This window comes from Streptomyces sp. NPDC045955, from assembly GCF_056430805.1.
Window position 1 is genome coordinate 225,365 of record NZ_JBWKKY010000012.1, and the last position, 15,776, is coordinate 241,140.

Sequence of the window (15,776 nt, forward strand, 5' to 3'; positions counted from 1 at the left end):
TATTGGCCGATTGTGTGCAGGGTGTGTTCATTGAGAGTGTCTCATCTGCGCATTCTCCTGGTGCCGTCACCGTCGGTTGCTTACGGTATGAGCGGGAGGTCGCGATGTGTGTACGCAGCGTGTCCGGTATCGCGAACTCCCTTATCTGTCCGGCAACCCCTGCCCGCCGGGCGGGGGTGCGAGAGGAGAACTCATGTCGCTCGACGTCTCACCGGCCCTACTCGAACAGGCCGAGCGAGGCGAGGTCGACGAAGCGGAATTCGTCGACTGCGTCCGGACCTCCCTGCCCTACGCGTGGGAGATGATCAGCTCCCTGGTGGCCCAGCTGAAGGTGGACGGCGGTGCGTTCGCCGACAACCAGACGCCTCCGCCGGACGAGCAGGCACGCGGTCAGTTGCTGCGTGCGCTTGCGAGTGACGCGATACGCGGCGCGCTGCAGCGGCACTTCGGTGTGCGACTGGCCTTCCAGAACTGCCACCGGGTGGCCGTGTTCCCGCTTGACTCCTCGGTCGACGAGACGCTGGGCCGCTTCACGTCGGTCCGCAGCCAGGTGCTCAACCAGTCGCCCGAGTTCCGGGACTGCTGACGCGGCGCCGTCTGCTTGCCGCTCCGTACGCGGGAGGTGCGGTTCAGTACCGGAGCGGCAAGCCCCAGGATCCCACCGCGCCGTCAGGCGAGTTGGGGGAGCACCTCGGCCCCCAGCCGCCGCACGTTCTCCTCCGTCGCCGCCAGGTCCCCGGAGCCCTCGACGAGCAGGGCGAAGCGGGAGATGCCGGTCCGCTCGCTGGTCGCCGCCAGCCGGTCGGCGCACAGTCGCGGGGTGCCCACCGGGTGCAGCCCGCAGAGCAGTTCGGTGTACGCCAGCGGGTCGCGCATCCGGCGCGTGCGCCCGTCGACCGTGACATGCGCCTCCAGGCCCTGCTTCAGCCAGCCCGGCATCGCCTTCAGCAGCGTCTCCGCCGCGTCGACCCGCCGGTCCGCGATCTGGCAGACGCCCGCCGACACGTGGGACGCGCGGTGGATCTCCTCCGCCGGCCGGCCGCACGCCCGCGCGTGCTGTCGCCACAGGGCGACCATCTCGGCCTTCTCCTCGTCCCCCACGTGCATTCCGAGGAGCATCGACAGTCCGCGCTCGGCCGCCAGTCGCACGCTCGCCGGGGACGTGCACGCGACGACCAGCTCGGGGCCCTCGGCCGCGGTCAGGGCCTCCGACGGCCGGGGAACCACCGGGACTTCACGGAAGCGGAAGCGCTCCCCGTCGGCCGCCACGGACGCGTCGCGCAGCCAGCGCACCAGGACGTCCAGGGACTCTGGGAACCCCTTCTCGTACGCCTCCAGGCCCGCGCCGAACACCTCCAGGTCGACCCACGGGCCGCCACGCCCGACGCCGAGCGTGAAACGGCCGTCGCTCGTGTGGTGCAGCAGCGCGGCCTGTTCGCCGAGGGCCACGGGGTGGGCGGTGGGCAGCACGCTGACCGCCGTACCGACCCGGATGCGGCGGGTGCGGCCGAGCAGTAAGGCGGCCAGGGTGATGGCCGACGGGCACGTGCCGTACGGCACGAAGTGGTGCTCGGCCAGCCAGACCGTGTCGAGCCCGGCCTCCTCGGCCACCTCGGCCGAGCGGACCGCGCGATGCAGCGCCTCTCCCTCGCCCTGACCGGGGAACTGGGCCGCCAACACGAAACTTCCAACGCGCATTGCTTTCCTGCTTCCTTGGCTCCGACACGGAGCTCCCCCACAGGGCATAACCGTCTGACACGTGCCGAGGACACGGCTGGTCGGGGCAATTTGCGGATTGTCTGCAGAATGGGCCGTTCCGCGGGAGCCCGGGGAGAGACCCCGGCGGGGGCCCGCCCCGCCCGGCGAGGGACTTGCGACGATTGGTGGCGTACGTGTACCCCCGTCCGCGCCGCGTAGGCTGGACACATCCCGTGTCCTGTATAGCCCCGAGAGGTGTCCCGTGTCCCCGCGTCGAAACCGACCCAAGGGCGCCGCTACGTCCGGCCGGAGCGCCGAGGACGACCGCCCCGGCCGTTACGGCAGCTGGCAGTCCTCGGAGAACTGGCAGGGCGAGAACTGGAGCGTGCGGCATGTGGCCGGCGCGAGCGCGCAGGGCAAGTCCTACCGCTGTCCCGGCTGCGACCAGCTGATCCCGGACGGTGTGCCCCACGTGGTGGCCTGGTCCGAGCACACAGGCGTCGACGACCGTCGGCACTGGCACAAGGCCTGCTGGAACGCGCGGGACCGCCGCACCCCCGGGGTGCAGCGGTCCCGTAACGCGCCGAGGTTCTGAGGGACTCAGACGTCCCGCTTCTCCAGCAGTGCGAAGGCGGCGGCGAACACGACGGCCGTCGCGCCGAGGATGATCCACAGCGGATCCCAGCCGGACGGACCCGACTCGCTCAGGGAGTTGGAGTAGAAGACGCTGAGCTGGTTCGGGATGGAGTACTCGAACAGGGCCTGGCGCAGGTCCTCAAGGGACTGCGAGAACATGAACAGCGCGATCACCAGCGGGGCGAGCACGGCGCCGATCATGATGGTGATGGCGCCCGCCGAGTGCCGGATGATCGAGCCGACGGCGAGCGAGAGCAGGCCCAGCAGCGCGACGTACGCGGAGATGCCGACCGTACCCCTCAGCCACTCCCCGCCGGACGGGTCCTTGGAGCCCTCGCCCTCCAGCATGGCCACGTGCAGGAAGGCGACGAGGGACGCGGACACCAGCGTCACCACGAACGCGACCAGGAAGAACACGATGCCCTTCGCCGCGAGCACCCGGCCCCGGCTCGGGCACGCGACCATCGTGGTGCGGACCATGCCCGTGCCGTACTCCGAGGCCGTGGTCAGCACCCCCAGCGTGATGATGCACATGCTGCCGAGCAGCAGGCCGAAGAAGCCCAGGCCCAGCGGGCTCTCACCGGACAGGGCCGGGTCGGAGTTCGCCACCACCACGCCGGTCAGCGTGCCGATGCCGATGACGAGCAGGACGAACACGCCGAGCGTCCACATCGTGGAGCGCACCGACCTGATCTTCGTCCACTCCGAGGCGATGGCATTCCCGAGGTGCGTCCGCACGACCGGAATCGGCGAGGTGTAACCGGAGTACGAAGAACCGGGCGCCGCCTCCCAGGTGGGCGCGGCCGGCGGCATCTGAGGCTGAGGGCTGCTCATCGGGGGTCCTCGGGCTTGGTCAGGTCGGAGGCCGGGCAGGAGACCGGCGCGGTGTACGTGGCGGGGGCCGGTGATGCCGCGGGGCTGCTCATCGGGGGTCCTCCGGCTTGGTCAGGTCGGGGGCCGGTGCGGAGGCCGACGGCGTGGGCGCGCCCGCCTGGGCCGCGGGCCCTGCCGGGGCCTCGGGGCTGCCCTGCGGTGCCCGGCCTGCGGGCTGCGCGGGCCCGGCGCTCGCCTGCGGTGCCTGCGCGGCGGGTATGGCCGGGGCTTGGGGCGGCGTCTGGCCGGAGGGCTGTGACGCCTGCGGTGCGCCCTGCGCGGGCATCGGCGGCATCTGCACTGCGGGCTGCGCCGGCTGGGCGTACGGGTTCGGGGTTCCCGGGCCGGAGGCGGCAGTGGGGCCGGGGGCTCCCGGGGCCCCAGGTGCTCCCTGCGGCGGCGTCGGGAACGGGTGTGCGCCCGGCTGGGGCGGCGGCGGGGCGTACCAGCCGGGCTGGCCCTGGCCGGGGACCGGCATCGGGGGCTGTGCCCCGGGCGGCAGCGGCTGCTGCAGGCCTTCCTTCTGGTCGATGGTCGAGCGGTAGTCGACGGCGCCCTGCGTCATCCGCATGTACGCCTCCTCCAGCGAGGCCTGGTGCGGGGACAGTTCCCACAGCCGGACGTCGTGGTCGTGCGCGATGTCGCTGATGCGGGGGAGCGGCAGTCCGGTCACGCGCAGTGCGCCGTCCTGCTCGGGCAGCACGTGCCCGCCCGACTCGGTGAGCGCGGCCGACAGCTTCTCGCGCTGCTGGGGCTCGGTGTCCGGCGTACGGACCCGTGCGAAGTCGGCGGAGTTCGCGGAGATGAACGCCGTCACGCTCATGTCGGCCAGGAGCTGCCCGCGGCCGATGACGATGAGATGGTCGGCGGTCAGCGCCATCTCGCTCATCAGATGGGAGGAGACGAAGACCGTACGGCCCTCCGCCGCGAGCGTCTTCATCAGGTTGCGCACCCAGTGGATGCCCTCGGGGTCGAGGCCGTTGACCGGCTCGTCGAACAGCAGCACCTGCGGGTCGCCGAGCAGCGCGGCAGCGATGCCCAGCCGCTGTCCCATGCCGAGGGAGAAGCCCTTGGACCGCTTCTTGGCCACGTCCTGGAGGCCGACGACCCCGAGCACCTCGTCCACCCGTCTGGCCGGGATGCCCGACAGCTGGGCCAGGCACAGCAGGTGGTTGCGGGCGGCCCGGCCCCCGTGCACGGCCTTGGCGTCCAGCAGGGCACCGACCTGACGGGGGGCGTTGGGCAGCTTGCGATACGGGTAGCCGCCGATCGTCACGTGCCCGGCCGTCGGGTTGTCCAGGCCGAGGATCATCCGCATCGTCGTCGACTTGCCTGAGCCGTTCGGTCCGAGGAAGCCCGTGACGGCCCCCGGCCGCACCTGGAAGGAAAGGTTGTACACAGCGGTCTTGTCGCCGTAGCGCTTCGTCAGGCCGACTGCTTCGATCATGCTCCGCACCCATCGCAAGGTTCAGGACAGCGGGGCACACGCCCCCGTAAGGGTTAGGAGGATATCGAGGCGCTGACGGTTCCGCTCAAATGAAAGTAAAGGGGAGAGCGTGACGCGCCCCCGGCAGCCCCCGGGGCGCGCCTGCCTAGGCGTCGCGCTTCTTCAGCAGCACGTACCCCCCGACCAGCGCCGCGAGCACCCACAACCCCATGATCCCGAGTCCGCCCCACGGCCCGTACGGGACGTCGTCGTCGACGGGCGTGACCACCTGCATGATCCGGCTGCCGGCCTGGTCGGGCAGGAACCGGCCGACCTTCTTCGTCGCGTCGACATTGCCCAGGATGTTGGAGATCAGGAAGAAGAACGGCATCAGGATGCCCAGCGACAGCATCGGCGAGCGCAGCATCGCGGCGACGCCCATCGAGAACATCGCGATGAGGGCCATGTAGAGGCCCCCGCCGAACACGGCCCGCAGCACCCCCGGGTCGCCGATCTCCGCCCGGTGCTCACCCAGCATCGCCTGTCCCAGGAAGAAGGCGGCGAAGCTGGTGACGAGACCGACCAGGAGAGCGAGACCGCCGGCCACCGCGATCTTGCTGAACAGGAAGGAGCCGCGCTGCGGCACCGCGGCCAGCGAGGTGCGGATCATGCCGGTGCTGTACTCGTTCGACACCACCAGCACACCGAACACGATCATCGCGAGCTGGCCGAGGCTCATCCCCGCGAAACTGATGAACGTCGGATCGAACTCCGCCCGCTGTTGCGCGCCCATGGAGTCGAACTCGTTCCTGGACAGGGCCGAGATCAGCATGCCGAGGGCGACCGTCACGACCACCACCAGCGACAGGGTCCACACCGTGGACGCCACCGACCGGATCTTCGTCCACTCCGACCGTACGACCTGCGTCGTCGCCATGCTCAGCCCCTCTTCCAGCCGTCGCCCCACTGCTGCCCCGGTGGCTCGGGACTCGGCCCGCTGTGCGCGTGGTACTCCACCGACTCCGCGGTCAGCTGCATGAACGCCTCCTCCAGCGACGCCTGTTGCGGACTCAGCTCGTGCAGTGTCACCCCGTGCTGCGCTGCCAGCTCGCCGACGTGCTCGGCTTTGCCGCCGTCCACCTCCAGCACCCCGTCACCGCTCTCGACGGCCACGATCCCGGCCTGGTGCAGCACGTCGAGCAGCCGCTCCCGCTGCGGGCTGCGGACCCGGACGTACGACCGTGAGTTGCGCGCGATGAAGTCGGCCATGGAGGTGTCCGCGAGCAGCCGCCCCTGCCCGATGACGACGAGGTGGTCGGCGGTCAGCGCCATCTCGCTCATCAGATGGGAGGAGACGAACACGGTCCGGCCCTGTGCCGCCAGGGACTTCATCAGGGTGCGGATCCAGTGGATGCCCTCGGGGTCGAGGCCGTTGACCGGTTCGTCGAACATCAGGATCCGCGGATCACCGAGCAGCGCGGCCGCGATGCCGAGCCGCTGCCCCATGCCCATCGAGAAGCCCTTGGTCTTCTTCTTCGCGACCGCCGTCAGCCCGACCGTCTCCAGCACCTCCCGGACCCGGCTGCGCGGAATGCCGTTGCTCTGCGCGAGGCACAGCAGGTGGTTGTAGGCGCTGCGCCCGCCGTGCCAGGCCTTGGCCTCCAGCAGCGCGCCGATGTACGTCAGCGGATCCTTGAGCTGCTGGTAGTGCTTGCCGTCGATACGGACGTCGCCGGCGGTCGGGTGGTCGAGACCCAGGATCATCCGCATGGTCGTGGACTTGCCCGCGCCGTTCGGCCCGAGGAAGCCGGTGACGATGCCCGGTCTGACGGTGAAGGACAGGTTGTTGACCGCCACCTTCTCGCCGTACCGCTTGGTCAGCCCCTCGAGCTCAATCATGCCCGCCACGCTAGAACGGGACAAAGCCCTCTGCCACCCGAGCGGCAGAGGGCTTTGCGGAGATTCAGACTCCGTATGCCGGGTCGTTACCGGGACTGCTGGGCCGGAACCCCACGGGAGATCGGCTCGTCCTCGGCCGGCGTGCCGGCGGCGGCCACCGCGGCGCCCGTGAGCGTGGCGAGCATCTCGCGGACGTTCGTCAGCTGGGCGTTGATGCTGTCGCGGCGGTTGGTGAGGGCCGCGAGCTCGCGCTCGGATTCCGAACGGATGCGGTCGGCCTTGGCGTTGGCGTCGGCCACGATGTCCTCGGCCTGACGCTGGGCCGTCTCCACCGTCTGGCGGGCGCGGCGCTCGGCGTCCGTGCGCAGCTTCTCCGCCTCCAGGCGGAGCTGCTCGGCGCGGTGCTCGATCTCGGCCAGGCGCTTCTCGGCCTTGGCCTGACGGGACGCCAGGTCGCGCTCGGACTGCTCGCGGCGCTTGGCGAGGTTCGTCTCGAAGTCGGCGGCGGCCTGCGCGGCCTTGGCGCGGGTCTCCTCGAAGAGGGCGTCGGCCTCCTCGCGCTTGGACTGCGCGTCCTTCTGCGCCTCGGAACGCAGCTGGGCGGCGTCGCTCTTGGCCTTCTCGACGATCCGCAGGCCCTCGTCCTCGGCCTTGGCCTTGCGCTCCGCCGAGTACGACTCGGCGTCGTTGCGCACCTGCTGGGCCGCCGACTCGGCGAGCTCGCGGTGCTGCTCGGCCGCGCGCCGGGCCTCCTCGCGCAGGTCCTTCGCCTCTTCCTCGGCGAGGCGGAGGATCTTCTCGACCCGCGCGCCGAGACCCGCGTACGACGGCTCGGAGTCGGTGATCTGAGCCTGGGCGTTCTGCGTCTCGAGGTGGAGCTCCTCGATGCGCTTCTCCAGAGCGGTGATGCGGGCGAGAGCGCTGTCACGGTCGGAGACGAGCTTGGAAATACGTTCGTCCACCTGAGCGCGGTCGTATCCACGCCGCACAAGCTCGAAGCCGTAGGGGGAAGTGTCGCTCATGGGGTTCCTGTCGAATGAGACCGGTGAGGTGATAGGTGGAATCCTAGGGGCCGGAACGGTGTGTCATCGAGCGGATGCGCGTTTGGTCTGCAAAATGAGACCCCTTTTGAGTGGCTGACCCCAGGACCGCTTGCCAAAGACGTGGTCCAAAGGCTCCAGCACACACCAGTTTCGCCCGATTCGCTAACTATCTGAGGACTTGCCACCCGAACGGGGTGCGCCGACTGTTGCGCCTGCCTTGACTCCGTTGTCCTTGGCCGGGGACGGGGCCTCGAAGGATTCCAACGCCTCCAGGACGTCCTGGACACGGGAGATCTCGGCGTTGATGTCCTCGCGGCGGCGGACCAGGACCTCCAGCTCGCGCTTGCCCTCCTCGACCGTGCGCTTGGCCTCGCGGATCGCCTCGGCCTTGAGCTCCTCGGCCTCCCGGACCAGTGTGGACTTCTTCTGCTCGGCCTCCTTGAGCAGCCCCTCCGCCTTCTTCACCGCGGCGATACGGACCTTGCCCGCCTCGGAGTTGGCCTCCGACACGATCTCCTTGGCCTTCGCCTGCGCCTTGGCGAGCTGCTCCTCCGCGGCCTTGACGAGCGCGTCGCAGCGGTCGCCCGCCGACTTCATCGTCTCGGCCGACTCCCGGCGGGCCCGCTCGTGCAGCTCCTCGATCTCCGCCGTGATGCGGTCGCGCAGCTCCTCGGCACGCTCCCGGATCTGCGTGGCGTCGCGGCGCGCACCGACCAGCAGCTCGTCGGCGTCCGTACGGGCCTTCTCCACCAGCGAGTTGCCCTCGACCGTCGCCTCGGACACGAGCCGGTCGGCCTCCTTGCGGGCCGCGCCCACCATCGTGTCGGCCTGCGACTCGGCCTCCGCGGTGGTCTTGTGCGCCTGCTGCTGCGCCTGGGTGAGCAGCTTGTCGGCCTCCGCCGTGGTCTCCGAGATGAGCTTGTCGACCTGCTCGGCCGCCTCGGAACGCCGCTTGTTGGCGTCCTTGCGGGCCTCGTCCAGCGTCCGGTCGGCCTCCTCGCGCGCGGAGTTGACGAGCCGCTCCGCCTCCGCCTCGGCGTCCGCCTTGACGCGCTCGGCCTCGCTGCGGACCCGCTCGGCGTGCTGCTGCGCCGAGCCGACCGTCTCCGCGGCCTCGGCCCGCAGCCGCTCCGCCTCGTCCGTGGCCTCCCCGACCAGCTGGTCGGCCTTGGCGACCGACTCGGCCCGCACCCGCTCGGCCTCCGCGGCCGCCTCGGAACGCAGGCGCTCCGCCTCGGATACGGCTTCCGTACGGACCCGCTCCGCCTCGGATACGGCTTCCGTACGGACCCGCTCCGCCTCGGCGACCGTCTCCATCCGCAGCCGGTCGGTCTCCTGGACCGTCTCGGTCGTGAGCCGCTCCGCCTCGTTGCGCGCCTCGGTGATGAGGGTGTCCGCCTGCGTCGCCGCGTCCGAGCGGATGCGGTTGGCGTCCTCGCGGGCGTCCGCCCGGGTGCGCGAGGCGCTCTGCTCGGCCTCCGCGATGGCGTCCGACGCCTCCGTGCGCACCCGCTGGGCGTGCTCGGCGACGTCCGCGCGGATCCGCTCCGCCTCCGCGATCGCCTCGGACATCGTCCGCTCGGCGAGCGCCTTGGCGGCCTCGGACTCCTCGTGCGCCTCGCGCCGCAGCCGGCCGGCGTCCTCGCTCGCCCGCTCCCGCTCGGCGTAGGCGTCGGAGCGGACCCGGTCCGCCTCCTCCTGCGCCTCCCGCCGCGTACGGTCCGCCGCGTGCTCGGCGGCGCTGCGCAGCCCGGCGATCTCCTCCTGCGCCTGCTCGTGCAGCCCCGCGACGGAGTCCCGGACCTGCTGCGCGTGCTGCTCGGCAGCCGACACCATCTCCGTGGCACGCCGGTCGGCCTCCTCGACCAGCCGGACGGCCTCGGTCTGCGCCTCCTCCACGCGCTTGCGCGCGGAAGCCAGCAGCTCCTCGCTCTGCTCGCGGGCCCGCTCGCGCTCCTGGTCGGCCTCCTGCCGGGCACTGCCGAGGAGTTCCTCGGCCTCCCGGCGGCGCCGGTTGGCCTCCTCCTGGGCGGCGGTCAGCGTCTCGGACGCCTCCGTGGCCAGCCGCTCGGCGGCGGCCTGCGCCTCCGCGCGGACCCGGTCGGCGCTCTCCTGCGCCTCCGACTTCAGCCGCTCGGCCTCGCTCGCGGCCTCCGACCGCAGGCGGACGGCGACGGCCTCGCCCTCGGCGCGCGCGGCCGACGCGTCGGACGCGGCCTCGTCGCGCAGCCGTTCGGCCTCCGCCTCGGCCTGCTGCTGGAGCGTACGGATCCGCTCGGCGGCCTCGGCACGCAGCCGTTCGTTCTCCTCGGCGGCCTCGCGGCGGATCCGCGCGGCCTCCTCACGGGCATCGGACAGCGCCTGCTCGGCGGCCGCCAGCCGCTCCTCCGCCTCCGTCTGGAGCCGCGTCAGCTCCTGGGCGGCCTCCGCGCGGCGGGCCTCCATGGCCCGCTCGGTCTCCTCGTGCAGCTCCCGCGCCGCACGCTCGGCTTCCGCCTTGAGGGCCTCGGCCTGCTCGACGACCTCCTCGCGGTGCCGCTCGGCCTCCTGCCGGGTGCGCTGAAGGGTCTCCTCGGCCTGCCGGCGCAGCGTCGTCGCCCGCTCGATGGCCTCGGTGCGGACCCTCTCGCTGTCCGTCTGGGCGGTCGTGCGCAGCTCGTCCGCGTCCGCCTTCGCCTTGGCGAGCAGCTCCTCGGCGGACCGCGCGGCCTCCTCGATCTGCGCCACGGCCTCCTTGCGGGCCTCGGCGCGGATCTTCTCGCCCTCTTCGACCGCGTCCGAGCGCAGCTGCTCGGCCTCGCCGCGCAGCCGACGGGCCTCCTCCTGGAGCTCGACCGTCTTGGCGCGGTACTCCTTGGTGTCGTCCTTCGCCGCGCCCTTGAGCTGCTCGGCGATGTCATGCGCCTCCGCGCGCAGCCGGTCCGCCTCGGCCTCGGCCTCCCTGCGGATCCGCTCGGCCTCCTCGGCCGCGGCCTTGGTGGTCTTCTTGGCGTCGTCCGACGCCTTGGTGAGGACCTCCTCGGCGGTCTTGGCCGCCTTGGAGAGCTGGGTCGCCGTCTCCTCAGCCGTGAGCGTGCGGGCCTTCTCGGCGGCCTCCGCGACGATCTTCTCCGCCTCGGCGCGGGCGTCCGCGACGAGCTGCTCGGCCTCGGACTTGGTGTTCTCGGCCTCCTTCGTGGCCTCCTCGACCAGCCGGGCGACCTGCTCCTTGGCGGTGCGCGTACGCGTCTCGTTCGCGGACTCCGCGCTCGCCAGGGCCTTGGCGGCGGCCTCCTTGGCCTCCGCGACCAGCTTCTCCGACTCGGCCTGCGCCTTGCGCAGCGCCTCCTCGGCCTCCGCCATCCGCTGCTCGGCGGCCTTGCTCAGCTCCTGGGCCTGGCGGCGCGCGGACTCCGACTCCGAGGCCGTGGACGTCCGCAGCTGCTCGGCGTGGTCGGTGGCCTCCTGGGCCTGGGTGGAGGCGGCGTTGAGCAGCCGCTCGGCGTCCGCCCGGGCACGCCGCAGGATCTGCTCGGCCTCCGCGCGGGCCTCCTCGGCCGCGCCCGTCAGCCGCTGCCGGGCCTCGGTCGTCAGCCGCTCGGCCTCCGCGCGGGCGGTCGCCAGGGCCTGCTCGGCCTCGGCGCGGGACTCCTCCAGCAGCCGGCGGGCCTGCTGCTCGGTGCGGGCCCGCAGCTGCTCGGCCCACGCCACGTTCTCGTTGACGTGCGACTCGACCGTCTGGCGGCGCTCGGCCAGCTCCTGGTCGAGCTGCTGGCGCCGGGTCACGGCCTCCTGGTGCAGCTCCGCCTGGAGCCGGGCCGCCTGCTCGGCGTGCTCCTGGAGGATCCGCTGGGTCTGGGCCCGGGCCTCACTCAGCTCACGGTCGGCGTCCGCCCGGATCTGGTCGGCCTGCATCTGCGCGTTGCGCAGCAACTGCTCGGCCTGCCAGCCGATGTCGCCGCCGTCGAAGGAGGGCCGGGACATGATGGTGCGCCGCGCCTCGTGCAGCTTGGCGCGCAGCACCTCGACCTGGTAGCCGAGGTCCTCGGCGTGCTGGATCGCCTTTTCCCGCTCGGTCTTCAGCCGCTTCATCTCGGCTTCGAACCGAGAGAGGTGGTCGACGTCAGCCGCCGGCTCTCGCTCCTGGCTCTCGTAGCCCCGCACTGCGCGGTCCCATCCGTCCCCTGGTCGCAACTCTCTCCAAACGAGCTCCGTCCATCCGCCGAACGGGGCCCCCGGGGAATGGTGTCAGATCATCGGCGGAGCAGAGGCTGCTGCCCCGACGCTCGTCCCCCGAAACCCGGACCCCGGTGGTCCTGCCGTCGCACGGCGGGACCGCGGTCACCCTGGCTGAGCGGCGACCGCCCCCAACCCTACCGGCCCCTATGTACGAGGGTCAGTGCTCAGGTGACTCAACGGCCGCCGAAGTGACCAGTTCTGTCAGGACGCCATGACAGTCCTTCGGGTGCAGGAAGGTGATCCGTGACCCCATGGAACCGCGTCGCGGCTCTTCGTACAGCACGCGTACGCCCTTGTCCTTGATGTCCGCGGCCTCGGCGTCCACGTCCGCCGTACCGAAAGCGATGTGGTGGACGCCCTCCCCGTTCTTCGCCAGCCACTTCGCGACGGTGGAGTCCTCGCGGGTCGGCTCCAGGAGCTGCAGGTACGAGGCGCCGCCGTCGGACGTATCGTTGATCTTGAGCATGGCCTCGCGCACGCCCTGCTCCTCGTTGACCTCGGAGTGGAACACCTCGAAGCCGTAGGTGGCACGGTAGAACTCGACGGTCTTGTCGAGGTCGAAACAGGCGATTCCGATGTGGTCGATTCGCGTCAGCATGGATTCAGTGCAGCGCTCCGGAGGTGGTTACGCAACGTGCGCGCGATCACACCGACAGCCCGATGACGGGGTGGCGTACCGGTCAGTACATTCGAAGTAAACCCTCGTTCACTCCTCGGCTGTGCAGCCGGTAAGGGGATCGCAGCTCATGTCTTCTGCTACGACCAGCTCGGTGATCGTCTCGGGGGCGCGCACGCCCATGGGGCGGTTGCTCGGTTCACTGAAGTCCTTCTCCGGAGCCGACCTCGGCGGCTTCGCGATCAAGGCCGCCCTCGACCGTGCGGGGATCGGCGGCGACCAGGTGCAGTACGTGATCATGGGCCAGGTGCTCCAGGCCGGGGCGGGGCAGATTCCCGCGCGCCAGGCCGCGGTCAAGGCCGGCATCCCGATGAACGTGCCGGCGCTGACCATCAACAAGGTGTGTCTGTCGGGCCTCGACGCCATCGCTCTGGCCGACCAGCTGATCCGTGCGGGTGAGTTCGACGTGATCGTCGCGGGCGGCCAGGAGTCCATGACCAACGCCCCGCACCTGCTGCCCAAGTCCCGCGAGGGCTTCAAGTACGGCGCCGTCGAGATGCTCGACGCCATGGCCCACGACGGGCTGACGGACTCCTTCGACGGCGTCGCCATGGGCGAGTCGACGGAGAAGTACAACACGCGCCTCGGCATCGGGCGGGCCGAGCAGGACGAGATCGCCGCGCTGTCCCACCAGCGGGCCGCCGCCGCGCAGAAGAACGGCCTGTTCGAGGCCGAGATCACGCCCGTCGAGATCCCGCAGCGCAAGGGCGACCCGGTGCTGTTCAGCAAGGACGAGGGCATTCGCGGTGACACCACCGCCGAGTCCCTGGGCAAGCTCCGTCCCGCCTTCGCCAAGGACGGCACGATCACGGCCGGTTCCGCCTCGCAGATCTCCGACGGTGCCGCCGCCGTCGTGGTGATGAGCAAGGCCAAGGCGCAGGAGCTCGGCCTGGAGTGGATCGCGGAGATCGGCGCGCACGGGAACGTGGCCGGGCCGGACAACTCGCTCCAGTCCCAGCCGTCCAACGCGATCCAGCACGCGCTGAAGAAGGAGGGGCTGGGCGTCGAGGACCTCGACCTCATCGAGATCAACGAGGCGTTCGCGGCGGTGGCCGTGCAGTCGATGAAGGACCTCGGGGTGTCCACCGAAAAGGTGAATGTCAACGGCGGTGCCATTGCCCTGGGTCACCCGATCGGGATGTCCGGTGCGAGGCTCGTGCTGCACCTCGCGCTGGAGCTGAAGCGGCGTGGTGGTGGCGTGGGCGCGGCCGCGCTGTGCGGTGGCGGTGGTCAGGGTGACGCGCTGATCGTGCGGGTACCGAAGGCCTGAGCAACCGGTTCTTCTCTTCCGGCCTTCCTCAGCCGAACGATCTGAACGGAGCTGTGATGCAGGACGTCTCCACGCTGGTCGCCCAGGCCAGGGAGGGCCGGCCGCGGGCCGTGGCCCGGCTGATCTCCCTGGTGGAGGGGGTGTCCCCGCAGCTGCGGGAGGTCATGGCGGCGCTGGCGCCGTTGGCCGGCAAGGCGTACGTGGTCGGGTTGACCGGGTCGCCGGGGGTCGGCAAGTCCACGTCGACCTCGGCGCTGGTGACCGCGTACCGCAAGCAGGGCAAGCGGGTCGGCGTGCTCGCCGTCGACCCGTCGTCCCCGTTCTCCGGGGGTGCGCTGCTCGGGGACCGGGTGCGGATGTCGGAGCACGCGTCGGACCCGGGCGTGTACATCCGCTCGATGGCCACGCGCGGGCACCTGGGCGGGCTCGCGTGGGCCGCGCCCCAGGCGATCCGGGTGCTGGACGCGGCGGGGTGCGACGTGATCCTCGTCGAGACGGTGGGGGTCGGGCAGTCGGAGGTGGAGATCGCCTCGCAGGCGGACACGTCCGTGGTGCTGCTGGCCCCCGGGATGGGGGACGGCATCCAGGCGGCCAAGGCCGGGATCCTGGAGATCGGTGACGTGTACGTGGTGAACAAGGCCGACCGGGACGGGGCGGATGCGACGGCTCGCGAGCTGAACCACATGCTGGGGCTGGGGGAGGCCCGGGCGCCCGGGGACTGGCGTCCGCCGATCGTGAAGACGGTCGCCGCGCGGGCGGAGGGCATGGACGAGGTCGTCGAGGCCCTGGAGAAGCATCGCGCCTGGATGGAGGAGCGGGGGGTGCTCGCGGAGCGGCGCATGGCCCGTGCGGCGCGGGAGGTCGAGACGATCGCGGTGACGGCGCTGCGGGAGCGGATCGGGGATCTGCACGGGGACCGGCGGCTGGGGGCGCTGGCGGAGCGGATCGTGGCGGGTGAACTGGATCCGTACCGTGCGGCTGACGAACTGGTCGCGGGGTTGACGGAGGGCTGAGCGGCTGTGCCCGCGGGTGCCTGCGGCGGCCTGCGCGGGTGTGGTGGGGGTGCGCGTGGCGCCTGCCGGGGTGCGGTGGGTCGGGGCCGCGCCGGGGGGTGTCCGTCCTCGGAACGGCGCGATGGGGTTGCGTACCGACTGACTGTCCGTCGACGCGCCAACCGCTGCGGGCGGACACCCCCCGACACGTCCCCTTCCGTGCGTCGGCGGGTGCGGGCGCGTCTCGCCTCAGCTGCGGGCAGTCGTGCCGCTGGGGCGGCACGGGTGGGCGCAGCGGTACCCCGCTGCGCCGGGCTGCGCGACGCCCCGGCGTCAGCAGCGACGCCGGGGCGGTAGGAATGCGGCAGTACCCGATCAGTCCTGGTCGTCGTCCTGCTCGTGGTCCGCCGTGACCTTGCCCGTGTGGAGGTCGATCTTCCAGTCCTGCTCGGCGCCGCCGGACTTGTGCGTCTCGGCCTCCCAGGACTTGTTCTTGCCGTCCTCGTCCAGGTCCACGGACGTCACCGTGCCCTTGCCGCCGGCGGCCTTCGCGGCCTCCTCGGCCGTCACGGACGCACCCTTCAGCGCCGCCCGCACCTGCGCCGTGTCGTCCTCGTCGTCGGTGTGCGAGCCGAGCACCTTGCCGTTCGACGGGTCGACGCTCACGCTGTGCCAGCTGTTGTCGCCGGACAGGACGTCGACCTTCCAGATCACCTTGCTGTCGTCCTCGTCGTCCAACTCGGCGGACACGGCCGTGCCGGACGTGTGCTTCAGCGCGGACGCTATGGCCTCGGGCGCCGACACGTCGGCGGAAACAGCGCGCGCGTCGTCGTCGCGCTCGTCCTGCGCGTCCGCGCCGTCCTGGTCGCCGCGGCCGTCGTCGTCCGACAGCCGGGTGTTCGCCGCCTGCCGCGCCGAGCCCTGGTCGTCTCCCGTGGTCGCGAGAGCCGTGGCCGTACCGCCTCCGACCAGAGCGGCAGCGGTCACAGCGGCGATCACGATGTTGCGCTTCATGCGGATTCCTCCCGAGTCGTTTCGTTTTCGA

At 71.5% G+C, this 15,776-nt stretch carries 13 protein-coding genes; 4 read left to right on the forward strand and 9 right to left on the reverse strand.

Features of this window, described 5'->3' with window-relative positions:
- The first annotated feature begins 193 nt into the window (after window positions 1-193).
- Window positions 194-586 carry an SCO5389 family protein gene (locus AC07F0_RS25580; RefSeq protein ID WP_010040113.1) on the forward strand — a complete coding sequence of 131 codons (393 nt, stop codon included), beginning with the start codon at window positions 194-196 and terminating at the stop codon, window positions 584-586.
- 83 nt (window positions 587-669) lie between these two features.
- Here AC07F0_RS25580 and AC07F0_RS25585 read toward each other — a convergent pair whose 3' ends face one another.
- Window positions 670-1,698, reverse strand: a complete 1,029-nt coding sequence (locus AC07F0_RS25585; protein WP_478982140.1) for an LLM class flavin-dependent oxidoreductase — start codon at window positions 1,696-1,698, stop codon at window positions 670-672.
- A gap of 262 nt (window positions 1,699-1,960) precedes the next feature.
- Between AC07F0_RS25585 and AC07F0_RS25590 the strand changes: the two genes are divergently transcribed.
- A complete protein-coding gene (locus tag AC07F0_RS25590; protein WP_478982142.1) occupies window positions 1,961-2,293 on the forward strand; it encodes an ATP/GTP-binding protein in 333 nt (110 codons plus the stop codon).
- 5 nt (window positions 2,294-2,298) lie between these two features.
- On the opposite strand, the gene AC07F0_RS25595 is transcribed toward AC07F0_RS25590, so the two are convergent.
- From AC07F0_RS25595 to mce, 7 genes are all read right to left on the reverse strand, one after another.
- Window positions 2,299-3,168: an ABC transporter permease gene (locus AC07F0_RS25595; RefSeq protein ID WP_478982144.1), complete on the reverse strand. Its 870-nt coding sequence runs from the start codon at window positions 3,166-3,168 to the stop codon at window positions 2,299-2,301.
- A gap of 88 nt (window positions 3,169-3,256) precedes the next feature.
- Window positions 3,257-4,654 (reverse strand): ABC transporter ATP-binding protein, encoded by a 1,398-nt coding sequence (locus AC07F0_RS25600; protein ID WP_478982146.1) that lies wholly within the window; start codon window positions 4,652-4,654, stop codon window positions 3,257-3,259.
- Between the two features lie 145 nt (window positions 4,655-4,799).
- The gene (locus tag AC07F0_RS25605; protein ID WP_478982147.1) at window positions 4,800-5,570 is read right to left on the reverse strand and encodes an ABC transporter permease; all 771 of its coding nucleotides are present in this window, start codon (window positions 5,568-5,570) and stop codon (window positions 4,800-4,802) included.
- 2 nt (window positions 5,571-5,572) lie between these two features.
- Window positions 5,573-6,532 (reverse strand): ABC transporter ATP-binding protein, encoded by a 960-nt coding sequence (locus tag AC07F0_RS25610; RefSeq protein ID WP_436728390.1) that lies wholly within the window; start codon window positions 6,530-6,532, stop codon window positions 5,573-5,575.
- Between the two features lie 86 nt (window positions 6,533-6,618).
- Window positions 6,619-7,554: a coiled-coil domain-containing protein gene (locus AC07F0_RS25615; RefSeq protein WP_391088240.1), complete on the reverse strand. Its 936-nt coding sequence runs from the start codon at window positions 7,552-7,554 to the stop codon at window positions 6,619-6,621.
- A 183-nt stretch (window positions 7,555-7,737) separates the two neighbouring features.
- A complete protein-coding gene (gene scy, locus AC07F0_RS25620; protein WP_478982149.1) occupies window positions 7,738-11,718 on the reverse strand; it encodes a polarized growth protein Scy in 3,981 nt (1,326 codons plus the stop codon).
- 232 nt (window positions 11,719-11,950) lie between these two features.
- Window positions 11,951-12,391 (reverse strand): methylmalonyl-CoA epimerase, encoded by a 441-nt coding sequence (gene mce, locus AC07F0_RS25625; protein WP_059417187.1) that lies wholly within the window; start codon window positions 12,389-12,391, stop codon window positions 11,951-11,953.
- A gap of 148 nt (window positions 12,392-12,539) precedes the next feature.
- Here mce and AC07F0_RS25630 point away from each other — a divergent pair, with 148 nt between their 5' ends.
- The gene (locus AC07F0_RS25630) at window positions 12,540-13,739 is read left to right on the forward strand and encodes an acetyl-CoA C-acetyltransferase (RefSeq protein WP_478982151.1); all 1,200 of its coding nucleotides are present in this window, start codon (window positions 12,540-12,542) and stop codon (window positions 13,737-13,739) included.
- Between the two features lie 56 nt (window positions 13,740-13,795).
- Entirely contained in the window at window positions 13,796-14,752 is a 957-nt protein-coding gene (gene meaB, locus AC07F0_RS25635) for a methylmalonyl Co-A mutase-associated GTPase MeaB (RefSeq protein ID WP_478982153.1), read from the forward strand.
- A 354-nt stretch (window positions 14,753-15,106) separates the two neighbouring features.
- On the opposite strand, the gene AC07F0_RS25640 is transcribed toward meaB, so the two are convergent.
- Window positions 15,107-15,745: a PepSY domain-containing protein gene (locus AC07F0_RS25640; protein WP_478982155.1), complete on the reverse strand. Its 639-nt coding sequence runs from the start codon at window positions 15,743-15,745 to the stop codon at window positions 15,107-15,109.
- Window positions 15,746-15,776 lie beyond the last annotated feature (31 nt).